Raw genomic sequence first — 20,839 nt, forward strand, 5'->3', positions numbered from 1 at the left:
GGTCAGATCACCCGTCACGTCGTCGGCGGAGCAGGTCCGCCAACGACGTGGCGGGGTGGCCGGTGAGGGTGGGCACGGCGTCGCTCACCTCGGACAGCTCGCCGTTGGCGATGGCGGTGTAGGTGGAGACCCAGGCGTCGACCTGCCAGTCCGGCGCGCCGTACCCCGCGCGTGAGCGGTAGGCCTCTTCGACGGTCTCGGGGTGGTAGGTGATCGTCCGGCCGGTGGCACCGGACAGCACTCGGGCGACTTCGTGCAACGTCAGGGCCTGGGGGCCGGTGAGGTCGTAAGTGCGGCCGGCGTGGGTCTTCGGGTCGGTGAGCACTGCGGTGGCGGCGTCGGCGATGTCGTCCTGCGCCACGGCGGCCACCCGACCGTCGCCGGCGGGGCCGCGCAGCACGTCGTCGGCTCCGACCATGGCGGGCAGGAAGTCGGCGTAGAGGTTGTCGCGCAGGAACGTGAAGGCGAGGCCGCCGGCCTCGATGTGCCGTTCGGTGGCCCAGTGGTCGCGCGCGAGCGTGAAGGTGGCGTCCGGCGCGGCGCCCGCGAACGAGATGTAGACGAGGTGGGCGACGCCCGCGGCGGCCGCTGCGTCGACGAAGGCGCGGTGCTGGTCCACGCGGTCCACCGATTCGGAAGCCGAGACCATGAGGACGGTCGGGATGCCGTCGAGGGCTCGGCGCACGGCGTCGTGGTCGGCGAACGCGGCCTCGGCCACGGTGGCCGCGGGCAGGTCCGGCGCGCGGGACGGGTCGCGGACGAGCAGCACCTGGGCGTGCCCGGCGTCCGCGAGGCGGCGGGCGACACGTCCGCCGAGCTGGCCGGTGGAACCCGTGACGGCGATCGAAGGCATGCGGCGTGGTCCCCTCCCTGATCACGCCGAGTCTCCCACCCCTGGCGGGACGCGGCTCGCCGTCAGGGCCTCGAACGCGGTCGAAGGGTATTCGAACCGCATTCGACAACCTTTCGGCGAATACGTCGAAACACCGCGGCTATTCCGGTCGCAATTCACGTGCATGAATCTTCTACACAAATGTGACCGCACGGGGTTACCTTCCTGGGAGCGCTCCCAGGATTGCCCTGCTCGCAAGGAGGCGATGCATGAACACGGTGACCGGCACGCGCAAGAGAAAGCTGACCGGCCGGTTCGCGGCGATCACGGCCACGGCCTCGGTGACGGCGATGGCCGCGGCGATGGTGGTGGCGGGCGGTCAAAGCGCCTACGCGGCCGTCGGGTGCCGCGTCGACTACACCGTCACGAACCAGTGGGGCGGCGGGTTCGGCGCGAACGTCACGATCACCAACCTGGGTGACGCCCTGTCGAGCTGGAGCCTGGAGTGGACCTTCACGGCCGGTCAGCGCGTCGACCAGCTGTGGGGCGGCGAGTTCAGCCAGTCGGGCAGCACGGTGACCGTCCGCAACGCGAGCTACAACGGCTCCCTCGCCACGGGCGCGAGCACGACCCCCGGCTTCAACGGCACGTGGTCCGGCTCGAACCCCGCGCCGACCTCGTTCAAGCTCAACGGGGTGACGTGCACCGGCTCGCCGACCAGCACGTCCGTCTCCCCCTCCACCTCCCCCTCGACCACCACCAGCCGGACCACGACCACCACCACGACCAACCCCGGTGGTGGCGGCGACGGCAGCGGCCCTTGGCCCACCGACACGGGCAGCGTGCACACCCCCACCACCCGCAACGCCGGCACGTTCTTCGACGGTGGGATGAAGCGGTACTACGGCATCGGCGACGGCGGCCAGGGCGAGAGCCAGGACCCGATGTTCGTCGTGGCCAACGGCGGCACCATCCAGAACGTGATCATCGACGCGCCGGCGGGTGACGGGGTCCACTGCGAGGGTTCCTGCACGATCCGCAACGTGTGGTGGAACGACGTCGGCGAGGACGCGGCCACGTTCAAGAGCCCCAACGCCTCCGCGACCTACCTGGTGGACGGCGGCGGCGCGAAGTCGGGCGCGGACAAGGTGTTCCAGCACAACGGCGCGGGCACCGTGACCATCCGGAACTTCCAGGTCCACAGCAGCGGCAAGCTGTACCGGGCGTGCGGCAACTGCTCGATGTCCTACCAGCGGCACGTGGTCGTGGACGGCGTCACGGCGCGGTCGACGAAGGTGCTGGCGGGGATCAACACGAACTGGGGCGACACGGCCCGCTTCTCCCGCATCACGGTCTACGGCAGCACGGTGATCTGCGAGAAGTACCAGGGCGTGCCCAAGGGCTCCGAGCCGAAGAAGATCGGCGAGGGCGCGGACGGCAAGAACTGCTTCTACTCGCCGTCCGACATCACCCAGCGCTAGCCGATCGGTGGTGCGGGCGCGATCGACCCCCGGACGACGCGCCCGCACCACGATCACCAGTGCAGGTTCGGCAGCTCCGCGATCCGGACCAGGTCCGCCTCCGCCAGTGGCGGGGTCGGCCGGGTCGGGGTGTCGGACACGCCGCCGGTGTCCGCGACGTTGGAGGTCTGGACGCCGATCCCCGTGCCGTCGGCCGCCTTCGCGTTCAGCGACATCCTGGTCACGCCGCCTTCCACCACGGTCTCCAGCGCCGCCTTGCGGCCACCCGACAGGTCGACCAGGCGGCACGTCGCACGACCGCCGCAGTCCACCTCACCGGCGCCGGGCCGCTCCAGGTTCACCATCACCCAGCCGGTTCCCGCCGAGTCGGTCAGGTTCGCGACGGCGCGGTAGCCGCCCTGCCGGACGCGGAACACCAGCGCCTCGTCGGTGGGCGTCCGCTCGACCTCCAGACCGGGCGGGATGGCGCTGACCAGCACCGCGCCCAGCTGGGCCGCACGGTCGTCCGACGGGGCGGCGGGCACCTCGCGGCCCACCGCCTGCACCTTCAGCTGCGGCGCGGCGGCGATGGCGGTCAACTGGTCGTCGTCGAGGACCCTGGTCACCGAGCCCCTGCCGCCGGTCTCCGTGACGCTCACGTACGTGCCGTCGGCACGCCACACGTCGGCGCTGACCAACGTCGCCTCCGCACCCGGCTCCACGGTGACCCGTGCCGTCGAGCCGTCCGGCAGCACCTTGACCGAGCACCGCGTCTCCGGTGTGTACAGGACGCACCCGGCGGGCGGCTGGCCGCCGAGCGGTCGGACGTAGACGATGACCGACCGGTCGCCGGTGAGGCGGAAGGTGCCGCCCCAGCTCCCGTCGATGGCGCACAACCGCAGGGGCGTCGCCTCGACCCCCGCCGGCAGCGGCAGCGGGAACTGCTCGAACGCCTCGGTGAGCCGACCCGACTCGGCCAGCTCCGCCGGTGTCGCCGTGCCGCGCGGCAGGTCGGGGAAACCCCCGGCCATCGACTCCGTGACACAGCCGGGCGCCGCCGCGACGGACGACGTCACGCTCGTCGTCGCCGACGTGGACAGCATCCCGGCGGCCGGGGCCGAGGTCTGCGCGAACGTCCCGCTCACCGCGACCGCGACCACCGCGACGACACCCACCGCCGCGGCGGTCAGCGCGCCGAACCGCCGACGGGCCCGCCGCTTGCGCCCGTCCTCGAGGACCCGCTCGAACTCCAGGCCCAGCGCGGGCTCGTCCGCCAACGCCGACCTGATCATGTCCCGCACCTCGTCGCTCACGAGCCCTCCCACAGCACGGTCCGCTTGGTCGCCAGCGCACGGCGCAGGGCGCCCAACCCCTTGGCCACCTGGCTCTTCACCGTTCCCTCGCTACAGCCGAGCGCCGCCGCCGTCTCCGCGACCGGCAGGTCCTCCCAGTACCGCAGCACGACCGCGGCGCGCTGCCTCGGCGGCAGCGCGGCCAACGCCCGGCGCACGTCCATGGCCTCCTCGACCCCCGTCGACGCCGCGGCCACCTCCGGCACCGCCTCGACCACCGTCTCCGGCCGCCGACCCCGCCACCGCGACTCGTCGATCACGGCCCGCACCAACACCTTGCGCACGTACGCGTCGACCCGTCCGTCCCGGTCCAACCGCCCCCAGTGCACGTAGACCTTGGCCAGCACGGTCTGCGCCAGGTCTTCGGCCCGGTGCCAATCGCCGCACAACAAGAAGGCGGTCCGCCGCACGACGGCCGCCCGTGCCTCGAAGTACGCCCGGAACTCGCGGTCCCGATCGTGCACGTGACACCTCCTCCACTCGGTCACCCCCTATACGGCGTCCGCGCGCACCCCGTTGCCCGTAACTTTGCGTGACCACGGCGAAGGGCCCGCGCGCCCCGAGCGCACGGGCCCTTCGAGCCGCCTGATCAGCCGGCGGGCTTCACCCCGATGGCGTCCACGACCCCCGTGCTCACCGCGGTGAACTCCAGCACGGTCCCGGCCTCGAAGTCCTGCACGTCGTCGGTGGCGACCACCCGCTCGCCGATGAACCGGCCGGTCTCCGGGTCGATGATGATCTCCCGACGCCGCTCGCCGTCGTCGACGCCGAGCGCGATGCCGACGCGACCGCCCAGGTTGGCCCGCTCCTCGGTCACCTCCAGGCCGCCGATCCTGGTGAGGGCCTGGTAGATGGCGGCACGCACGTCCTTGCCGACCAGCCCGCTGCGCAACGCGTCGGCGGCGTAGGCGAACAGCGCGGCGTCACCTGCGTCGTTGTCCGGCGCGTCGGCCCGCAACCGCGCGAACAACGCGTCCGGGTCGGTCGGCAGGCTCGCCTGCCACTCGGCGGTCGGGTTCTGCCAGGAACCGGGGTCCTGGCACTTCGACTCGCCGAAGAAGTCGCCGCACGTCGCACGCCACTCCCCCTCGGGCAGGCCGCGCTGGTCGGCCACGCCGGCCGCCTCGGCCTCCTCCTTGGTGCCGACGACCCACTGCTCGTTGCCGGTGACGTCCCGGCGCAGCAGCCACTCGTCACGCGGGTTCGCGGGCGCCCACGTCTCCAGCAGGTGCTCCGTGAGCCGGGCGAAGACCTTCCCCTCCACCGAGGAGGTGCCCATCCACCAGGCGTGCGTGGCGACGTAGCGGTACTGGCCGGGCCCGACGGGCTCGTCCACCGCGCCGACCGACTGGGCCGCCGCCCGGTCGAGCGTGCGCACGGCCTCGGCGGTCGCCGGCGCGGGAGGGCCGAACGACACGGTCTGCGCGATCAGCGCGCCGGCCACCAGCAGGACGACGACCGCCGCACCGGCCAGCCACCGCCGGGTCGACCGGCGAGGTCGGTGCTCCTGCGTCGTGGTCACTTCCGGCTCCCCCTGCTCGATGGTCGTGATCAGCGCCGCCCTGGCCCTGGCGAGCACCGGCCCGTCCGCGCGGACGTCGGCGTTCAAGGCGTCCAGCGCGGAGTCCAGCTCGTCCTCGGTCCAGACGCGGCGGATGTTGTCGTCACTCATCGCCGCTCCTCGTGTGTTCGGTGGTCGACGCGTGCGACCGCAGCCGCCGCCGCACGCGGTGCAGGCGGGAGCGGACCGTGCCGACGGGGATGCCGAGTGCTTCGGCGACCTCGTTCGAGTCCAGCCCGGCCCAACTGGTCAGCAGCAGCACGTCCCGGTCGCCGGCGTCCAGCTCGACCAGCGCGCGGGCCAGCAGCCGGGCCCGCGCCGACGCGTCGACCTGGTCGGCGACCCGGTTCTCGTGGTCCTCCGCGCCCGCCGCCGACCCGGCCGCCCGTGCCGCCGCGCGCAACCCGCGCACCTCCTGCCGCACGTGCCTGCGCAGCAGGTTCGTCGCGATGCCGTAGAGCCAGGAACGCGCCGTGCCGCGGCCGGGGTCGTAGCCGGCGCGGCCTTGGAACGCGATCAGGAACGTCTCGCCGACCAGGTCGTCGGCCAGGTCGCCGACCCGGCGCGCCAGGTAGCGGTGCAGCGGCCGGGAGTGCCGGTCGAACAGCTGCCCGAAGAGCCTCGACGGGTGCGGTCCGGACAGGTCCGGCCGGTCGTCGGCGTCGGCAGCCCCGCCGCCGGCGTGCTCGGTCATGATCCTCACACCAGGTGTTGCCCGCAGCGGGCCGCCGCGTTCACGGCACCGTGGGTAGTGGCCGTGACTGTACGGTCGACCGGCGACCGCGGGGGGCTGGTGGTGGCCGTGCCGCTCAGGCCGAGCGTCGACCGGCCCGGCGGGCGGGCCGCCGACGTCGGATGGACCCCGGCCGGCTCACGGCCCGGCGCGATGGCTCGGTCAGCGCGCCGACGTGGGCGGCCAGATCGTCGTTCACGGGAACGTCAGCCAGTCCACCTGGCCCTGGTCAGCGGGAGCCGGGGCGGTAGGCGTCGTTCACGTCCACCGGGCCGGCGCCGGCTGTGGTGCCCCCGCCCGGGACGTAGATCGTGCCGCCCACCACGACGGCGGCGGTGCCGTGGCGGGGAACCGGCATCGGCGCCAGGCGCCGCCGGCGGTCGCGCGGCCAGGGCGGTCCGTCGTCGCATCGCAACCTCCACTTGCACGTCGTTACACCGTCTCTGTAGCGACGTTGGACGAGCTCTATAACGGTGACAAGTGTGGGTATAGTCCGGTTACGTGAGCGAGGGGCAGCAGGCGCGGGAGCGCATCCTGGCGGCGGCGGCGACCCTGGTCGGCGAGGTCGGCATCGAGGGCACGTCGATCCGGGACGTGTGCACGGCCGCCGGCGTCACGCCGCCGACCGTCTACCACTACTTCGGCGACAAGCGCGGTCTGCTCGACGCCGTGGTCGCCGCCGGGTTCGAGCGCTACGTCGCGGAGAAGCGCAGGCGTCGCCCGTCCGCCGACCCGGTCGAGGACCTGCGTCGCGGCTGGCACGGGCACGTGGAGTTCGGGCTGCGCAACCCCGCGTTCTACGGGCTGATGTACGGCGGCGTGCGGACCGGGCGGCACCCGGCGGCGCTGGAGGGCGAGCGGATCCTCCGCCGGATCGTCGAGCGGATCGCCGAGGCGGGCCTGTTGCGCGTCACCGTGGACGAGGCCGTGCGGACCATCCACGCCGCCACCGTCGGCACCACGATCCTGCTGATCGGCGACCCGGACGCGCCGGGCACCGAGGGACTGTCCGAGCGCAACCGCGAGGCCGTGCTCGACGCGGTGCTGACCACCCGGCCCGACGCCGACCACACCGGCCTGCCCGCCGAGGCGGAGAAGCTGGTCGCGCTCGTGGCGCAGGTCCCGGACGCCCCGCTCACCCCAGGGGAGCGGGGCATCCTGCTGGAACTGCTGGCGAAGCTCGCCCGGTCACCGCACTAGCGCTCCCTGGCCCAGGCCTTGGCCAGGGCGAGCTTGCCGCCGGTGTGCAGCAGCGACCCCGAGTAGACCCGGCTCGCCAGCAGCACGGTCAGCACCACCGTCCCGGCCAGCAACCCCATGGCCAGCAGCGGTTCCCACAGCGCCGCGTCACCGGCGAACAGCCGCACCGGCATGGCGATCGCCGACGAGAACGGCAGGAACGACAGCACGGTGAGCACGGCGACGTTGTCGGAGAAGAACATCACGCCGAAGTACGGCCCCATCACCAGGAGCATCACCAGGCCCATGCTCGAACCCAGGTCCTCCTGCCTGCTGACCAACGACCCGGCCACCGCCCACATCGCGGCCAGCAGCACGAAGCCGAGCAGCAGGAACGGCACGAACCAGCCCAACGCGGGCGCGACCAGCGCCAGCAGCTCCGAGTGCCCGCCGAGCCGCATCGCCACCGGCCCGGCCACCGCGATCACCAGCACCTGGCCGATCGTCAGCAGCGAGTGGCCCACGATCTTGCCCGCCAGCAGCGCGCGCACCGGCACCGTCGACACCAGGATCTCCACGATCCGCGTCTGCTTCTCGGTGACCGTGCTCTGCGCGATCGCCGTGCCGCTCATCCCGAACATGAGGAACAGCAGGGCGAACACCATGATCACGAGCTGCCGCTGACCCTGGCCGACCTCGGCCGGGTCGAGCAGGTCGACCGGTGGCGCGGTGCGCAGCGCGGCCACGACGTCGGTCGGCGGGTCGGCCAGCGCGACCACCCGGACACCCGTGGCCGACTCGCCCGTGGTGTCCGGCACGACCGCCGCCTCCACCTCCTCCGACCGGATCAACGCCTCGGCCTCGGCCACGCCGGCGACGGCGCGGACCTCGACACCGGTGTCCGTCAACACCTCCGCGGCCCGCGCGCCGACCGTGGCCACCTTGGTCTCGCCGCCCCCGAACACGGTCGGCAGGATCGACATCGCGAACAACCCCACCACGATCACGCCGAGGCCGATCCAGAAGGCCTTGGCGCGCAGGAAGGTCTTCATCTCCCGCTCGGCGACCAGCCTGGTGGCCGCGGCGAACCCGCGCGACCCGCCGTCCCGCTCCGTCACGCCGGTCATCAGATCGCCTCCATGAAGATCTCGCCGAGCGTCGGCACGACGGGGGTGAAGCTGCGCACGGGACCCCGGCGCAGGGCCGCTTCCAGGACCACCTGGTCCACTCCGGCGTCGCCGTCCGGTTCGAACACCACGCGCGGACCGTCCACGTCGACCACCCGGACGCCCGGCACGTCGCGCACCCACCCCGCGTCGGACGCCACGACCAGCTCGAACCTCGTGGTGCCGTACCGGGTCCGCAGCTCGTCCCGCGCGCCGCTGACCGCGATCCGGCCGCCGGAGATGATCACCACGTCGTCGCACAGCCGTTCCACCACCGACAGCTGGTGGCTGGAGAACAGCACGGGCACGCCGTTCGCGGCCCGCTCGCGCAGCACGCCGAGCACCGTCTCGACCGCGATCGGGTCCAGCCCGGAGAACGGCTCGTCCAGGATCAGCATGACGGGGTCGTGCACGAGCGCGGCGGCGACCTGCGCGCGCTGCTGGTTGCCCAGCGACAGCTCTTCGAGCTTGTCCTTCGCCCGGTGCCCCAGTTCGAGCTGGTCGAGCAGCCGCTCGGTGTTGCGCCGCGCGGCGTCCTTGTCGAGGCCGTGCAGCTGCCCGAGCCAGGCGATCTGCTCGGCGACGGCCATCTTCGGGTAGAGGCCGCGCTCCTCGGGCATGTACCCGAACCGCTGCCGCACCGCGCCGGTCACCGGCGAGCCGTGCCAGGCGACCGTGCCGCCCTGCGCGGCCAGGACGCCGAGGACGATGCGCATGGTGGTGGTCTTGCCGGACCCGTTCGCGCCCAGGAACCCGGTCATGCGGCCGGGTCGGACCTCGAAGGACACCCCGTCGAGGACCTGGTGGTCGCCGAAACTCCGGCTCACCGACGTCACTGTCAACATGACCGCAACGCTAGGTCCCGCACGTCCCCGGCACGTCCGGCGCGAGATCGACTCCGGGGGTCATCCTCGCGGAGGACCCCCGTGGCCCGGTTCCACGATCCCGTGCTCGTAGGCGAACACGACGGCGTGCGTGCGGTCGCGCAGGCCCAGCTTGGCCAGGATGCGCGACACGTGCGTCTTCACCGTCGTCTCGCCCAGGTACAGCGCGCCGGCGATCTCCGAGTTGCTCGCGCCGCGCGCGAGGTGTTCCAGCACCTCGAACTCGCGGTCGGTCAGCTCCGCCGGCCGCCGCGCGGGCGTGGCGGGCGCCGGTCCGGTGAACCGGGCGATGACGCGCCGCGTGACCTCGGGCGAGAGCAGGGCGTCGCCCCGGGCGACGATCCGGACCGAGTCGACGAGGTCCTCCGGCGAGGCGTTCTTGAGCAGGAAGCCGCTCGCGCCCGCGCGCAGCGCCTCGAACAGGTAGTCCTCGCGGTCGAACGTGGTGAGGATGACGACCTTGATCGGGTTGCCCGCGCCGGCCGGGCCGAGGATGCGCCGGGTGGCTTCCAGGCCGTCGACGCCCGGCATCTGCACGTCCATCAGCACGACGTCCGGTCGGAGCCGGCCGACCACCTCCACGGCCTCGACACCGTCACGGGCCTCGCCGACCACCTCGATGTCGTCCTCGGTGCCGAGGATCACCCGGAAGCCCGCCCGCACCAGGTCCTGGTCGTCGGCGAGCACCACGCGCAAGGGGGTGGTCATGCCGGGAACCTCGCACGGACCCGGTACCCGGCGTCACGGCGGGGTCCGGCTTCCAGCTCGCCACCGTGCACCGCGACCCGTTCCCGCATGCCGACCAGGCCGAACCCGGGCCGGTCCGACGTGCCCGGCCGACCCCGGCCGTCGTCGGCCACCTCGACCTCCAGCGAGTTCGCCAGGAACCGCACCCGCACGTCGGCCTTGCGCGCGTCCGCGTGCTTCACCACGTTCGTCAACGACTCCTGCACGATCCGGTACACCGACAGCGCGACGCCCTCCGGCACCGGCCGGGGCTCGCCGTACACGCCGTGCTCCACGTCGAGCCCGGCCGACCGCGCCAGCTCGGCCAGCTCGGGCAGCTGGTCCAGCCCCGGCGACGACGTCTCGCCCGCCTTGTCCGGCACCTCCTCCTGGTCGGCGCGCAGCACGCCGAGCAGCCCGCGCAGCTCGCCGATGGCGGTGCGCGCGGTGTCCTCGACGGTCCGCAACGCCTCGCGGGCCAGGTCGAGGTCTCGGCCGAGCACCCGCCGCGCCGCGCCCGCCTGCACACCCATCACCGACACGTGGTGCGCCACGACGTCGTGCAGGTCGCGGGCGATGCGGACGCGTTCGGCGACGAGCGCGCCGCGCGTGTTCTGCTCCTGCGACCGGCGCAGCTGCTCGGCGCGGTGCTCCAGCTCGGCCTGTCGACGTGCCGAGACCCACGCCATCTCGCCGAAGAAGTACGCGGACAGGAAGAACAGCACGTTGAACCCGATGCCGTAGAGCACCGTCGCGAGCACCGGGTCGAGCGGCCCGTCCGCGCCCTCGAACTCCGGCATGGGCATCACCAGGAACCGCACCAGCCCGAACCCGAGCCAGCCGAACATGCCGACGATCACCGCGATCCGCGCCCACCGCGCCCGCGCCCGGTCCTTCCCCCACGCGCCCGCGCTGAAGATCGCCAGGAACAACGCGACCGAGGGCACGAGGTTGTCGCCCACCTGCCGGGCCTGCACCGCGATGAGCAGCGCGCCCACGACGAACATCACCGTCAGCGGGTAGCGCCGGCGCGCCACCAGCGGCAGGGTCATCGCCGCGCCCCAGGCGATCTGCTCGACCAGCGGCGGTCCGTGGTCCCACGGGCTCGCGCCCATGCTGTTGATCAGCACGGTCACCGCCACCGCACCGGCCAGCGCCGCCAGCGCCAGCCAGACGTCGTCGCGCCACTCGGCCCCGGTGGGCCCGGGACGCCGCCACCGCGCCCACACGGGCTCGTGACCGCCCTCGCGCGACCATTCGTCCGCCATGCCCGAGAACGTAACCCGAGCGGCGTTCGCCCAACGCGCCGGACCACTGGTCGGCGCGTACCTGCCCGCGTCGGCCTCACCGCGACGGGCCGCGCAGTGGCAACCGGTGCTCGACGACCGGGACCGGCGGCCCGTCCCGCCACCGCTCGGCTACCTGCCCGACACCCCGTGGGGGTTCCGGTCCGCGCCCGAGCGCGCGGCCGTGACGACGACGGCGGTGTAGCGCATGACGAACTCGCCGCCCACCGCGTCGACGGCGGCGCCGGTGCCGGCCAGCACCTCGTCCAGCTCGGCGGGAGGGAGCCGGGCTGCCACGCCGGAGGTGGGCAACTGGTCCAGCCACTCGTCCCGGGTGTAGGTCCGCGCCCAGTCGAACCGCCACTCCTCGGGCTCGCCGAACGCGCCCGCCTGCCGGACGCCGTCGATCGCCCTGTCGGTGAACGGCGAGTACCCGACCGAGGTGGACCCGAGGGCGGGCAGGGAGTCCGGCAGCACGCGGCGGTAGGCGTCGGCGAAGGCTTCGGCCAGGTCGGGCGGCGGTTGGGCGACGTTCCAGAACACGGCCAGCCGGCCGCCGGGCCGCAGCACGCGTGCCGCCTTGGCCGCGCCCGCGACCGGGTCGACCCAGTGCCAGGTCTGCCCGGACACGACGGCGTCGAACACCCGGCCGGCGGGCTCCCAGTCCTCGAAGCCGGCCACCTCCACGTCGAGGCCGCGCCGCCGGGCGAAGGCGGCCATCCGGGGGTCGACCTCGACGCCGAGGACCCGGCACCCGGCCACCTGGAACCGGCGGGCCGCGATGCCGGTGCCCGTGCCGACGTCGACCACGTCCGGCCCGGGGCTCGCGGCGACGATCGCCTCCACCATGGCGTCGGGGTAGGAGGGTCGGGAACGGTCGTAGCGCTCGGGATCGGTGCCGAACGACTCGGCCATGTCGCGGGCGCGGTGCGGTTCCGACGGTATTGTGGGCATGTGCCCACTATGAGTGGGCGAGCGCCCACTCGTCAACCGAGAGGAGCACCGTGCCCACCGGTGTGGCCATCCGCGACGTGCGCGAGCAGCTGTTCGACGCCGCCGACCGCATCCTGCTCCGGGACGGCCCCAGCGCGTTGACCAGCCGGGCCGTCACCACCGAGGCGGGCTGCGCCAAGGGCGTCCTGCACCGGCACTTCGAGGACTTCGACGCCTTCCTGGCCGAGTTCGTGCTCGACCGCGTCGACCGGATGGACGCCCAGGCCGCCGCGCTGCGCGGGGCCGCGGGCTCCGGCACGGTCGTCGACAACCTCACCGACGCGTTGACCTCCCTGTTCGGGTCGGTCGCGGTGGCGATCGTCGCCCTGGTGACCTTCCGGGACGAGCTGCGCGCCCGGCTGCGGCGGGCGTGGCCGGCGGGCGTGCCGGTGTTGACGGAGGCGGTGACCATGATCGCGGCGTACCTCGCCGCCGAACGCGACCTCGGCCGCGTCGCGCCGACCGCCGAGGTCGACGCCCTCGCACCCACCCTCATCGGCACGGCGCACCTGCTGTTCGCCGACCGCGGCGCACGGCCGGAGCGCGACGCCGTGCGCAAGGCCGTGACCGCGGTCGTCGCCGGCGTGCTCTGAGGCGTTCTTCAGCGTGGCCCGACCCTGGTGGCCGTGTCGCCGAAGACGAACGCGGACGGCTCGCACTCGGCGATGAAGTCGCCGGGGAACCCGAGCCGGAACTCCACCGCCGCCTCCAGCCGCCGGACCGCGTCGTCGGGCAGGGTCAGGTCGAGCGCGCCGAGGTTCTCGGTGAGCTGCTCGACGCTGCTCACGCCGACCAGCGGCAGCACCGCGCGGTGCTTGGCGCGCGTCCACGCCAACGCCACCTGCGCCGGGCGTGCGCCCAGCTCGTCGGCGACCTCCCGGACGGCACGAACCGCCGCCCGTTCGCGTTCGGTCAGCGCGGCCGGGTCGGTGCGCCTCGGGTTCGACGACCCGGACAGCTTGCCCGCCGCGAGCGGGGCCCAGGCGGTGACGCTCAGGCCGAGCGCCTCGGCCATCGGCAGCAGCTCGCGCTCGACGTCGCGGTTGAGCAGGTTGTAGGGCACCTGGAGCCCGGCGAACGGCGTCCAGTCGCGCCACTGCGCGAGCGTGTTGGCGCGGGAGACGACCCAGGCGGGCGCGTCGGAGATGCCGGTGTAGAGGATCTTGCCCGCGCGCACTGCGTCGTCCAGGGCGCGCATCGTCTCCTCGATCGGGGTGTGCCGGTCCCAGATGTGCACCCAGTAGACGTCGACGTAGTCGGTGCGCAGCCGGCGCAGGCTCTGTTCCAACGAGGCCGTCAGGTTCTTGCGGTGGTTGCCCGAGGCGTTGGGGTCGGCGGCGTCGCGCGACAACGTGTACTTCGTGCCGATGACGAACCGGTCCCGCCGGTCCACGATCGAGCCGAGGAGTTCCTCGCCGGCGCCGTAGGCCGACGCGGTGTCGAGCACGTTGCCGCCCGCGTCGGCGTAGGCGTCCACGATGCGGCGCGACTCGACGGGGTCGCTCAGGGCCATCGTGCCCAGCAGGAGTTCCGACACGCGCAAACCGGTCTGGCCGAAGAGGCGGTACTTCATGGTCATGCCGCCCAGCCTGGGGTGGCGGGCCGGCCGGAGGGAGGCCCCCGCAGGGCCACCGTCGGCCTAGACTCGCCGACCATGAACGCGTTGGGCGGGTTCCTGCGTGCCCGTCGGGAGGCGATCACCCCGACCGAGGTCGGCCTGCCGACCGGACCGCGCCGCCGCACGCCTGGCCTGCGCCGGGCGGAGCTGGCCTCGTTGGCCGGGGTGAGCGTCGAGTACCTGACCCGACTGGAACGCGGACGGGACCGTCATCCGTCGGCGCAGGTCATCGGGGCGTTGGCGGACGCGCTGCGCCTGTCGTCGCACGAGCGCGTGCACCTGCACCGGCTGGTGAAGGCGGGCGGCGCGGTGTGCTCGACGGTCCCGGAGCCGCGTCCGGTGCGGCCGACCGTGCTCGCGCTGCTCGACCGGCTGGAGCCGACGCCCGCGTTCGTCTCGGACGGGCAGGGCGACCTGCTCGCCTGGACCGCCGGGTTCCGCCGGCTGGCCGCGCCCTCCGGCCTGCTCGACGCGGACCGGCCCAACCTCGCGCGGTTCGTGTTCGGTGATGCCAGGGCGCGCACGACGTTCCCGGACTGGGACCGCGTGGCGGACGACCGCGCGGCCGGCCTCCGCACGGCGGCGGACCTGGGCGACGGCTCGGCGGCCGTGCTGGCGGAGGAGCTGTCGATCACGGTGGGCGCGGACTTCGGCCGCCGCTTCACCGCCGGGACGGTGCCCGGCGGCACGGGCGTCGAACGGTGGCGGCACCCGGAGGCGGGCGTGCTGCGGCTGGCCTACGAAACCCTGAGCGTGCCGGGCGACGAGGACCACCGCCTGGTCGCCTACCTGCCCGCCGACACCGCGGCGGCGCGGGCGCTCGCCGCCCACGCCCTCGCCGCCACCTCGTGAGCGCCGACGCCGTCGGCTAGAGCACCGCGGCGAGCTCTTCCACCGCCGCCAACGGTTCCGACCCGATCGGGAAGAGCACGGCGCTGTCCACACCGGCCGCGAACAGGTCGTCCAAGCGGGCCCGCGCGTCCGCCGGCGTGCCGGTCACCGCGAGTTGCCGCACCCACTCCTCCGGCAGCCGCCGCACGAACTCCTCCCGGCTGCCGCACTCACGCCGCAGCGCCGCGAACTCCGCCGCGAACGGCAGCGGGGCCAGGTGGGGCGCCCAGTCCGGCTCGCCGATCCACTCCAGCCCGGCCCGGACCGCGTCGATCGCGACCGACGCGTCGGCGTGCACCGCGGCCACGTTGTAGCCGACGAGCCGGTGGGGCCGTCCCGCGTCGACGTGCGCGAGCGCCGCCCGCGCGTACTCCGGCGTCGTCGGCTCGGCCAGGATCGTCCCGTCCGCCACCCGCCCCGACACCGCCAGCGAACGCGGACCGCGCACGCCGGCCAGCACGCGCGGCGGGGTGTCCGGCACGCACGCGGACTCCAGGCGGACACCGTCCAGCCGGACGTACTCGCCCCGCTCGACCGACTCGCCGCGCACCAGGGCCATCACCGCGCCCAGGTACTCCTCGATCGACGTCAACGGGCTGGCGGGCCACTCGCCGACCGACCGCATCCACCCCGGCATGCCGTGCCCGATGCCGATGTCGACCCGACCGGGGAACAGCTGGGCCAGCGTCGCCGCCTCCATCGCGGCGAACGCGGCGTTGCGCGCGCCGACCGGCAGCAACCCGATGCCGACCCGGATCCGCTCCGTCACCGCCAACACCGCCGCGGCCTGGCCGATCCCGCCGCGGAAACCCAGGTCCTCCACCACCCACAGCTCGTCGAACCCGAGCCCGTCCGCACGCCGCGCGAACGGCAGCACCTGCGACGGCGCGAGGTCGCGGGGCAGGATCAGCCCGACCGATCCGGAACGACTCACCACAACTCCTAGGTCCGCAGGTACGAAGCGCCGTTGAGGTCGAGCACCGCGCCGGAGGCCCACTCGGCCGCCGGCGAGGCGAGGTAGACCACCGCGGCGGCCACCTCCTCCGGCTTCGCCACCCGGCCGAACGGGCTCTGCGCCTGCACCTCGTCGGTCACCATGTCCGCCACCCGCTCGGTGCCCACGAACCCGGGAGCCACCGATGCCACCGCGATGCCGTGCGGCGCGAGGGAAACCGCCAGGGACTGTCCCATCGAGTGCAACGCCGCCTTGCTCGCGCCGTACGCGGGCATGGCCGGCTCGCCGCGGAACGCGCCGCGCGAACCGACGTTGACGATCCTCCCGCGAGTGCCGCGCGCGATCATGTGCCGGGCGACGCAGTACGACATGTCGGCCGCGCCGAACACGTTCACCGCGAACGTGCGCCGCCACAACGCCTGCCACTGCGCGTACGGGAGGTCCAGCGAGCCCAGCTCCACCAGGCCCGCGTTGTTGACCAGGACGTCGATGCCGCCGAGCGTGTCCGCGGCGCCGTCGACCACCCGCTCGATCGCCTCCGGGTCGGCCAGGTCGACGTCCGAGGAGGACAGCGCGACGACCTCGTCGCCGAGATCCCGGAACGCCCGCGCGATCGCCGCGCCGATACCGCGACTGCCACCGGTGACCAGCACGCCCCGGCTCACTTGGCGAACACCTGCGACTCGTCGGAGAACGCCTTGAACTCCAGCGCGTTGCCGGCCGGGTCGCGGAAGAACATCGTCCACTGCTCACCCGGCTCGCCCTCGAACCGCAGGTACGGCTCGATCACGAACTCACGACCCGCCGCCCGCAGCCGCTCGGCCAGCGCGTGGAACTCCGGGATGGGCAGGATCAGGCCGAAGTGCGGCACGGGCACGTCGTGGCCGTCGACCGGGTTGCGGCCGGAGTCGCCGCGCGGTCCGGGCACGACGTGCGTCACGAACTGGTGGCCGTAGAAGTTCCAGTCCACCCACTTCTCGGCCGAGCGCCCCTCTTCGAGCTGGAGCACGCCGCCGTAGAACTCACGGGCCCTGGCCAGGTCGTCGACGGGAACAGCGAGGTGGAACCCAGGTCTCATGCCTCCACCTTGACCAACGGCCCACCCAATGTCAACATTCGACATTATGCAGCTGCGCAAGGCCGACCGGCGTGGCCTGGCGGACGAGGCCGCCGACCGGATCCGCGAGGCGATCTTCGCGGGCGTCTTCCCGCCCGGCTCGCCGGTGCGCGAGGTCGAGCTGGCCGCGTCACTGGACGTCAGCCGGGGCTCGGTGCGCGAGGGCCTCGCCGTGCTGGAACGCGAAGGGCTCGTGCGCAGCGCCTGGCACCGCGGCACCAGGGTCGTCGACCTCACCGCGCAGGACGCCGAAGAGGTCTACTCGGTCCGGGCCGCGCTGGAAGGGCTGGCCGGCCGCCGCGCGATCGGCCGGGTCGACCTGGACGCCCTCACCGACCTGGTCGACGCCATGGCCCGACGGCTGGCCGCGGGCGCGCCGAGCGACGAGCTGCTCGCGCTGGACATGGAGTTCCACGACACGATCTACCGGTCCGCCGACAACCGGCGCCTGCTCGAAGCGTGGCGCGCCGTGCGGTCGCAGGTGCACCTGTTCCAGCTCACCCGGATCCGCCTCGGCCACCACGACTACCGCGCCGTGGTCGTCGACGAGCACCGGGAGATCGTGCGCCTGCTCGACGCCGGCGACGCCGCCGAGGTCACCCGCTTCGCCGAGGAGCACGTCCACTCGGCGAAGCGGGTGCTCGTCGGTCAGCTCGACGGCTCGACGACCGAGACCTCCGGGTAGCTCGCCGAGGGCCGGTCCAGCAACGGCTGCGGCTCACCGCGCAGGTGCAGGTCGAAGAACGCCCGCACGTAGGCGCGGGTGATGGCCGCGCCGCGCTCGCCCGGGACGCCCTCCCCGGGACCGATGCCCAACTGCGGCAGCACCACGCCGATGTCGGTGAACGACGGGTGCGACATGCCCGCCACCACCAGCCAGCGCTTCCACCCGGTCAGCAACGGCCAGGCATCCGCCCAGCTCTTGACACTGGGAGCGCCGGGCGCGAAGTTGTCCTGCCGACCCAGGAGCATGACCGGCTGCGACATCCCCTCCGGCGGGACCGGCGTGGTGATCACGCCGTCCACGTCGATCGCGGCGCGGATGCGGGCGTCGGCGCGTGCGGCGACGAGGCTGCTCGCCCCGCCCACGGAGTGGCCGCCCGTGGCGATCCGCGAGGCGTCGACCAGGTTCGCGCCCCGGTGGTGGCGCAGCGGCCCGGTCAGCTGGTCCAGCACGAACGACACGTCCGCCGCGCGGCCCTCGCCCAGCTTCAACCAGAACTCGTGGTCGTGGAAGAGCTCGCAGGAGGCGCAGGGCGCGACCCGCCCGTCGGGGAACGTGGTGGCGACGTTCTCGTAGGTGTGGTCGACCACCGCGACGACGTAACCGTGGCTCGCCAGGTCCTCCGCCAGGGTGGTGAGCGTGGCGCGGGACCGCTTGTAGCCCGGTGACAGCACGACCAGCGGCAGGCCGTGCCGCCGCCCGACCGGTCGGGCGTCCACCACGGCGTTGGTCCGCACGTGGCTCAACGCGTCGGGCGGCACGGTGGTGATGCCGCCTTCTTCGAGCGCCGCCTGGGACTCGGCCGGCGTCATGTACTGCTTCTTCGGCCCCCGCGCCGACGCCGTCGGGTAGAAGAGGGAGACCATCAGCTCCCGGTTCGTCGTGGGCACCCAGGGATCGAGGCGTGAGGTGTCCGTCAGGTGCAGCGACGTCGTGCCCACCGGGTGCCGGCCGGTCGGCGCGGGCAAGTACGGCGTCGCGTCGGCGGGTTCCGGCTCCGACGCCGACGCGGGTGTGGCGGACAGGACGAGGGTCAGTGCGATCAGGAACGTGAGGCCACGCATGGGTCTTCCTTCCGGCAAGAGGGTCAGGACAGGTGGCGCAGCCGGCGGAAGCAGAACCACGTCACGAGCGCCGACAACGTGAGGTAGCACGCCAGTTCGACCCACTGCAGGGGCCAGAACCGGCTCACCGGCTGGTAGGCCAGGTGCTGCCGGTAGCCGAGGTCGTCCAGCCGCGCGAAGCACGCGCGGATCCGGTCGAGGTCCAGCAGGGTCGGCGGCTCCGACGACGCGGGCGGCAGGCAGCCGCCCACCGCGGCGGGCAGCGGGCGCGCCACGACGCCGTTCGCGTCCACGGTCTCGTTCGCCAGCACCCACGCGCCCGCGGGTTCGACCACCCGCAACGACTGGGGCACGTCGCCGTTCGCGCCCTCCTCCGCTTGGACGCCCGCGATGCTCCGCGCGGTGAGCGTGACGGATTCCTCGATCGGCGGCAGCACGTGCGGGCGCACCGCGACCGGGACCACCAGCTGCACGGCGAAGTACACCACGAGGGTCACCGCCATCGCGATCACGGTGCGGCGCAACAGGATCGCCACGGCGATGCCGAGCACGAACGCGAAAGCGGCGTAACCGACGGGCGCGATCCCCCGTGCGGCGAACACCAGCGGCGTGACGCGCGAGTCGAACCCCCGCTCGCCGTCTAGGCCGGCCGCCGTGTCGATGGGGTCGGCCCACCAGGTGACGACCAGGCTGAGCACGCCCGCCGCGACCACGGCGGCCGGCACGCCCAGGCCGAGCTTCACGGCGAGCCACCAAGTGCGGGTGACGCTCTGGTTCCACACCAGGTTGTGCGTGCCGGCCTCCAGCTCCCTGGTGATCATCGGCACGCCCCAGAACACGCCGAGGACGGCCGGCAGCAGCTGCACGGCCAGCATGCCGGCGAGGTACGCGAACCCCTGGTCGCCGAACCCGCCGCGGACCGGGCGGCTGACCGCCAGCGCGAGCACCGCCAACGCGAGCACCGCGTACACCGAGATCACCGGGAAGCGCAGCTGCCGCCACGCCAACCACGTCATCGGACGACTCCCAGCGCGGGGCGTTCGACGCCGGGGGCGGTCAGGTACGCCAGGATCAGGTCTTCCAGGCCGGGTTCGCCGACGTCCCAGGCGGGGTCGAGGATCGGCGCCTCGGTGCGCACCAGCACGGTGGTCTGGCGCTCGGTGTGGCTCGCCGTGACCACCCGCTGGTCCGCGGGCAGCGCGTCGAGGTCGCGGCGTGGCCCGGTCAGCCTGCGGTGCGTGGCGAGCAGCTCGTCGACGTCGCCGGCGAGCCGGATCCGGGAGTCCACCAGCACGACGAGGTGGTCGCAGACCCGTTCCAGGTCGGCGATCAGGTGCGAGGACATCACCACGCTCAGCCCGTGCTCGGCCACGGCTTCCATGAGGTCCCGCAGGAACTCCCGCCGCGCCAACGGGTCCAGCGAGGCGACCGGTTCGTCCAGCAGCAGCAGTTCGGGCCGCTTCGCGATGCCGAGGGTGAGCGCGAGCTGGGCGCGTTGGCCGCCGGACAGCTTGCCCGCGGCCAGCGCCGGGTCGAGCCCGATCCGCGCGACCCGGCCCCGCGCCAGCTCGTCGTCCCAACCGGGGTTCAGGCGTGCGCCGAGGCGCAGGTGCTCGTCGACGGTCAGGTTCGGGTAGACCGGGGTGTTCTGCGCGACGAAGCCGACCTTCGCCAACTGGGCCGGACCGCTGCCCGGCACGCCGCCGCACACCTCGATCGTGCCGCTCGACGGTTCGAGCATGCCCGCGGCGAGGCCCAGCAACGTGGACTTGCCCGCGCCGTTCGGGCCGACCAGCCCGGTCACGTGCCCGGCGGGCACGTCCAGCGTGCAACCGGCCAACGCCCAGCGCCGCTTGTACTTCTTGCCCAACCCCCGGGCCCGCAGCACGCTCACGCTATGTCCTCCTTGGCCGCGGTGCGAAACGTGGTGAGGAACAACGCCTCGATGCCCTCCTCGTCCAGACCGGCGCGGCGGGCCTTGGCGAGCCAGCGCCGCAGGTCCTGGCGCAGCGGCGCGAGCGCGGCGAGCGAAGTGCCGGACAGCGTGCCCGTCACGAACGTGCCGACCCCGGGACGGGCGGCGACCAAGCCGTCGTGCTCGAGTTCGCGGTAGGCCTTGAGCACCGTGTTCGGGTTGATCGCGAGGTCCGCCACCACGTCCTTCACCTTCGGCAGCTGATCGCCTTCGCGCAGCAGGCCGAGCCGCAACGCGTGCCGCACCTGTCGGACCAGTTGCTGGTACGGCGACAGGCCCGACTTGCCGTCCAGGTGGAACTCGATCACGACTACCTCCATTTA

At 73.4% G+C, this 20,839-nt stretch carries 25 protein-coding genes; 6 read left to right on the forward strand and 19 right to left on the reverse strand.

Features of this window, described 5'->3' with window-relative positions:
• Positions 1 to 7 precede the first annotated feature (7 nt).
• On the reverse strand, positions 8 to 853 hold the full coding sequence (locus AB0H12_RS03860) for an SDR family oxidoreductase (protein ID WP_499620608.1): 846 nt from the start codon (positions 851 to 853) through the stop codon (positions 8 to 10).
• 248 nt (positions 854 to 1,101) lie between these two features.
• On the opposite strand from AB0H12_RS03860, the gene AB0H12_RS03865 reads away from it, so the two are divergent.
• Entirely contained in the window at positions 1,102 to 2,313 is a 1,212-nt protein-coding gene (locus tag AB0H12_RS03865; RefSeq protein WP_499620609.1) for a pectate lyase, read from the forward strand.
• A gap of 53 nt (positions 2,314 to 2,366) precedes the next feature.
• Here AB0H12_RS03865 and AB0H12_RS03870 read toward each other — a convergent pair whose 3' ends face one another.
• The 5 genes from AB0H12_RS03870 to AB0H12_RS03890 form a co-directional block, all read right to left on the reverse strand.
• On the reverse strand, positions 2,367 to 3,605 hold the full coding sequence (locus tag AB0H12_RS03870) for a hypothetical protein (protein ID WP_499620610.1): 1,239 nt from the start codon (positions 3,603 to 3,605) through the stop codon (positions 2,367 to 2,369).
• On the reverse strand, positions 3,602 to 4,108 hold the full coding sequence (locus AB0H12_RS03875; RefSeq protein WP_053721042.1) for a SigE family RNA polymerase sigma factor: 507 nt from the start codon (positions 4,106 to 4,108) through the stop codon (positions 3,602 to 3,604). The genes AB0H12_RS03870 and AB0H12_RS03875 overlap by 4 nt, the downstream gene beginning before the upstream one ends.
• A gap of 125 nt (positions 4,109 to 4,233) precedes the next feature.
• Positions 4,234 to 5,316 carry a CU044_5270 family protein gene (locus tag AB0H12_RS03880; protein WP_499620611.1) on the reverse strand — a complete coding sequence of 361 codons (1,083 nt, stop codon included), beginning with the start codon at positions 5,314 to 5,316 and terminating at the stop codon, positions 4,234 to 4,236.
• Positions 5,309 to 5,899 (reverse strand): RNA polymerase sigma factor, encoded by a 591-nt coding sequence (locus AB0H12_RS03885; protein ID WP_499620612.1) that lies wholly within the window; start codon positions 5,897 to 5,899, stop codon positions 5,309 to 5,311. The genes AB0H12_RS03880 and AB0H12_RS03885 overlap by 8 nt, the downstream gene beginning before the upstream one ends.
• Positions 5,900 to 6,167: 268 nt before the next feature.
• The gene (locus AB0H12_RS03890) at positions 6,168 to 6,296 is read right to left on the reverse strand and encodes a hypothetical protein (RefSeq protein ID WP_499620613.1); all 129 of its coding nucleotides are present in this window, start codon (positions 6,294 to 6,296) and stop codon (positions 6,168 to 6,170) included.
• Positions 6,297 to 6,439: 143 nt separating this feature from the next.
• Here AB0H12_RS03890 and AB0H12_RS03895 point away from each other — a divergent pair, with 143 nt between their 5' ends.
• Positions 6,440 to 7,138, forward strand: coding sequence for a TetR/AcrR family transcriptional regulator (locus tag AB0H12_RS03895; RefSeq protein ID WP_499620615.1), 699 nt, complete (start codon positions 6,440 to 6,442; stop codon positions 7,136 to 7,138).
• Here the strand turns inward: AB0H12_RS03895 and AB0H12_RS03900 are convergent.
• Genes AB0H12_RS03900 through AB0H12_RS03915 form a run of 4 tightly spaced genes read right to left on the reverse strand, consistent with a single transcriptional unit; the run spans position 7,135 to position 11,161 of the window.
• A complete protein-coding gene (locus AB0H12_RS03900) occupies positions 7,135 to 8,244 on the reverse strand; it encodes an ABC transporter permease (RefSeq protein ID WP_499620616.1) in 1,110 nt (369 codons plus the stop codon). The genes AB0H12_RS03895 and AB0H12_RS03900 overlap by 4 nt on opposite strands.
• Positions 8,244 to 9,128, reverse strand: a complete 885-nt coding sequence (locus AB0H12_RS03905; RefSeq protein WP_499620617.1) for an ABC transporter ATP-binding protein — start codon at positions 9,126 to 9,128, stop codon at positions 8,244 to 8,246. The genes AB0H12_RS03900 and AB0H12_RS03905 overlap by 1 nt, the downstream gene beginning before the upstream one ends.
• 60 nt (positions 9,129 to 9,188) lie before the next feature.
• A complete protein-coding gene (locus tag AB0H12_RS03910; protein WP_499620618.1) occupies positions 9,189 to 9,875 on the reverse strand; it encodes a response regulator in 687 nt (228 codons plus the stop codon).
• Positions 9,872 to 11,161 (reverse strand): sensor histidine kinase, encoded by a 1,290-nt coding sequence (locus tag AB0H12_RS03915; RefSeq protein WP_499620619.1) that lies wholly within the window; start codon positions 11,159 to 11,161, stop codon positions 9,872 to 9,874. The genes AB0H12_RS03910 and AB0H12_RS03915 overlap by 4 nt, the downstream gene beginning before the upstream one ends.
• Between AB0H12_RS03915 and AB0H12_RS03920 the strand changes: the two genes are divergently transcribed.
• Positions 11,160 to 11,384, forward strand: coding sequence for a hypothetical protein (locus AB0H12_RS03920; RefSeq protein WP_499620620.1), 225 nt, complete (start codon positions 11,160 to 11,162; stop codon positions 11,382 to 11,384). The genes AB0H12_RS03915 and AB0H12_RS03920 overlap by 2 nt on opposite strands.
• On the opposite strand, the gene AB0H12_RS03925 is transcribed toward AB0H12_RS03920, so the two are convergent.
• Entirely contained in the window at positions 11,312 to 12,133 is an 822-nt protein-coding gene (locus tag AB0H12_RS03925; protein ID WP_499620621.1) for a class I SAM-dependent methyltransferase, read from the reverse strand. The two genes, AB0H12_RS03920 and AB0H12_RS03925, sit on opposite strands and share 73 nt — an antisense overlap.
• A 50-nt stretch (positions 12,134 to 12,183) precedes the next feature.
• Between AB0H12_RS03925 and AB0H12_RS03930 the strand changes: the two genes are divergently transcribed.
• On the forward strand, positions 12,184 to 12,765 hold the full coding sequence (locus tag AB0H12_RS03930; protein ID WP_499620622.1) for a TetR/AcrR family transcriptional regulator: 582 nt from the start codon (positions 12,184 to 12,186) through the stop codon (positions 12,763 to 12,765).
• Between the two features lie 8 nt (positions 12,766 to 12,773).
• Here AB0H12_RS03930 and AB0H12_RS03935 read toward each other — a convergent pair whose 3' ends face one another.
• Positions 12,774 to 13,751, reverse strand: a complete 978-nt coding sequence (locus AB0H12_RS03935; protein ID WP_499620623.1) for an aldo/keto reductase — start codon at positions 13,749 to 13,751, stop codon at positions 12,774 to 12,776.
• A 75-nt stretch (positions 13,752 to 13,826) separates the two neighbouring features.
• On the opposite strand from AB0H12_RS03935, the gene AB0H12_RS03940 reads away from it, so the two are divergent.
• The gene (locus AB0H12_RS03940) at positions 13,827 to 14,642 is read left to right on the forward strand and encodes a helix-turn-helix domain-containing protein (protein ID WP_499620624.1); all 816 of its coding nucleotides are present in this window, start codon (positions 13,827 to 13,829) and stop codon (positions 14,640 to 14,642) included.
• A gap of 16 nt (positions 14,643 to 14,658) precedes the next feature.
• Here AB0H12_RS03940 and AB0H12_RS03945 read toward each other — a convergent pair whose 3' ends face one another.
• The 3 genes from AB0H12_RS03945 to AB0H12_RS03955 are packed head-to-tail and all read right to left on the reverse strand — an operon-like array spanning position 14,659 to position 16,714.
• Positions 14,659 to 15,615, reverse strand: coding sequence for an LLM class flavin-dependent oxidoreductase (locus AB0H12_RS03945; RefSeq protein ID WP_499620625.1), 957 nt, complete (start codon positions 15,613 to 15,615; stop codon positions 14,659 to 14,661).
• An 8-nt stretch (positions 15,616 to 15,623) separates the two neighbouring features.
• Complete coding sequence (locus AB0H12_RS03950; RefSeq protein ID WP_499620627.1) at positions 15,624 to 16,301, reverse strand: SDR family NAD(P)-dependent oxidoreductase; 678 nt, start codon at positions 16,299 to 16,301, stop codon at positions 15,624 to 15,626.
• A complete protein-coding gene (locus AB0H12_RS03955) occupies positions 16,298 to 16,714 on the reverse strand; it encodes a VOC family protein (RefSeq protein ID WP_499620628.1) in 417 nt (138 codons plus the stop codon). The genes AB0H12_RS03950 and AB0H12_RS03955 overlap by 4 nt, the downstream gene beginning before the upstream one ends.
• Before the next feature lie 46 nt (positions 16,715 to 16,760).
• On the opposite strand from AB0H12_RS03955, the gene AB0H12_RS03960 reads away from it, so the two are divergent.
• Positions 16,761 to 17,438: a GntR family transcriptional regulator gene (locus tag AB0H12_RS03960; RefSeq protein ID WP_499620630.1), complete on the forward strand. Its 678-nt coding sequence runs from the start codon at positions 16,761 to 16,763 to the stop codon at positions 17,436 to 17,438.
• Here AB0H12_RS03960 and AB0H12_RS03965 read toward each other — a convergent pair.
• From AB0H12_RS03965 to AB0H12_RS03980, 4 genes are read right to left on the reverse strand one after another with little or no spacing between them, the layout of a single operon-like run.
• Positions 17,402 to 18,541, reverse strand: coding sequence for an alpha/beta hydrolase family protein (locus tag AB0H12_RS03965; RefSeq protein WP_499620631.1), 1,140 nt, complete (start codon positions 18,539 to 18,541; stop codon positions 17,402 to 17,404). The two genes, AB0H12_RS03960 and AB0H12_RS03965, sit on opposite strands and share 37 nt — an antisense overlap.
• Before the next feature lie 23 nt (positions 18,542 to 18,564).
• Positions 18,565 to 19,557 (reverse strand): ABC-2 membrane transporter-related protein, encoded by a 993-nt coding sequence (locus AB0H12_RS03970; RefSeq protein ID WP_499620632.1) that lies wholly within the window; start codon positions 19,555 to 19,557, stop codon positions 18,565 to 18,567.
• A complete protein-coding gene (locus tag AB0H12_RS03975; RefSeq protein WP_499620633.1) occupies positions 19,554 to 20,435 on the reverse strand; it encodes an ABC transporter ATP-binding protein in 882 nt (293 codons plus the stop codon). Before AB0H12_RS03975 ends, AB0H12_RS03970 begins: the two co-directional genes overlap by 4 nt.
• Positions 20,432 to 20,824 (reverse strand): GntR family transcriptional regulator, encoded by a 393-nt coding sequence (locus AB0H12_RS03980; RefSeq protein WP_499620635.1) that lies wholly within the window; start codon positions 20,822 to 20,824, stop codon positions 20,432 to 20,434. Before AB0H12_RS03980 ends, AB0H12_RS03975 begins: the two co-directional genes overlap by 4 nt.
• Between the last annotated feature and the right edge of the window lie 15 nt (positions 20,825 to 20,839).

Source organism: Actinosynnema sp. NPDC023794 (genome assembly GCF_040639675.1).
In the GTDB taxonomy this organism is placed as follows: Bacteria; Actinomycetota; Actinomycetes; order Mycobacteriales; family Pseudonocardiaceae; genus Actinosynnema; species Actinosynnema luteola.

Bases quoted from the DNA above. Each gene is read 5' to 3' on its own strand.
- AB0H12_RS03860 (WP_499620608.1), bottom strand. From the start codon at position 853: ATGCCTTCGATCGCCGTCACGGGTTCCACCGGCCAGCTCGGCGGACGT.
- AB0H12_RS03865 (WP_499620609.1), top strand. From the start codon at position 1,102: ATGAACACGGTGACCGGCACGCGCAAGAGAAAGCTGACCGGCCGGTTC.
- AB0H12_RS03880 (WP_499620611.1), bottom strand. From the start codon at position 5,316: ATGAGTGACGACAACATCCGCCGCGTCTGGACCGAGGACGAGCTGGAC.
- AB0H12_RS03885 (WP_499620612.1), bottom strand. From the start codon at position 5,899: ATGACCGAGCACGCCGGCGGCGGGGCTGCCGACGCCGACGACCGGCCG.
- AB0H12_RS03890 (WP_499620613.1), bottom strand. From the start codon at position 6,296: ATGCCGGTTCCCCGCCACGGCACCGCCGCCGTCGTGGTGGGCGGCACG.
- AB0H12_RS03900 (WP_499620616.1), bottom strand. From the start codon at position 8,244: ATGACCGGCGTGACGGAGCGGGACGGCGGGTCGCGCGGGTTCGCCGCG.
- AB0H12_RS03905 (WP_499620617.1), bottom strand. From the start codon at position 9,128: ATGTTGACAGTGACGTCGGTGAGCCGGAGTTTCGGCGACCACCAGGTC.
- AB0H12_RS03910 (WP_499620618.1), bottom strand. From the start codon at position 9,875: ATGACCACCCCCTTGCGCGTGGTGCTCGCCGACGACCAGGACCTGGTG.
- AB0H12_RS03920 (WP_499620620.1), top strand. From the start codon at position 11,160: ATGCCCGAGAACGTAACCCGAGCGGCGTTCGCCCAACGCGCCGGACCA.
- AB0H12_RS03915 (WP_499620619.1), bottom strand. From the start codon at position 11,161: ATGGCGGACGAATGGTCGCGCGAGGGCGGTCACGAGCCCGTGTGGGCG.
- AB0H12_RS03925 (WP_499620621.1), bottom strand. From the start codon at position 12,133: ATGCCCACAATACCGTCGGAACCGCACCGCGCCCGCGACATGGCCGAG.
- AB0H12_RS03935 (WP_499620623.1), bottom strand. From the start codon at position 13,751: ATGACCATGAAGTACCGCCTCTTCGGCCAGACCGGTTTGCGCGTGTCG.
- AB0H12_RS03940 (WP_499620624.1), top strand. From the start codon at position 13,827: ATGAACGCGTTGGGCGGGTTCCTGCGTGCCCGTCGGGAGGCGATCACC.
- AB0H12_RS03955 (WP_499620628.1), bottom strand. From the start codon at position 16,714: ATGAGACCTGGGTTCCACCTCGCTGTTCCCGTCGACGACCTGGCCAGG.
- AB0H12_RS03960 (WP_499620630.1), top strand. From the start codon at position 16,761: ATGCAGCTGCGCAAGGCCGACCGGCGTGGCCTGGCGGACGAGGCCGCC.
- AB0H12_RS03965 (WP_499620631.1), bottom strand. From the start codon at position 18,541: ATGCGTGGCCTCACGTTCCTGATCGCACTGACCCTCGTCCTGTCCGCC.
- AB0H12_RS03970 (WP_499620632.1), bottom strand. From the start codon at position 19,557: ATGACGTGGTTGGCGTGGCGGCAGCTGCGCTTCCCGGTGATCTCGGTG.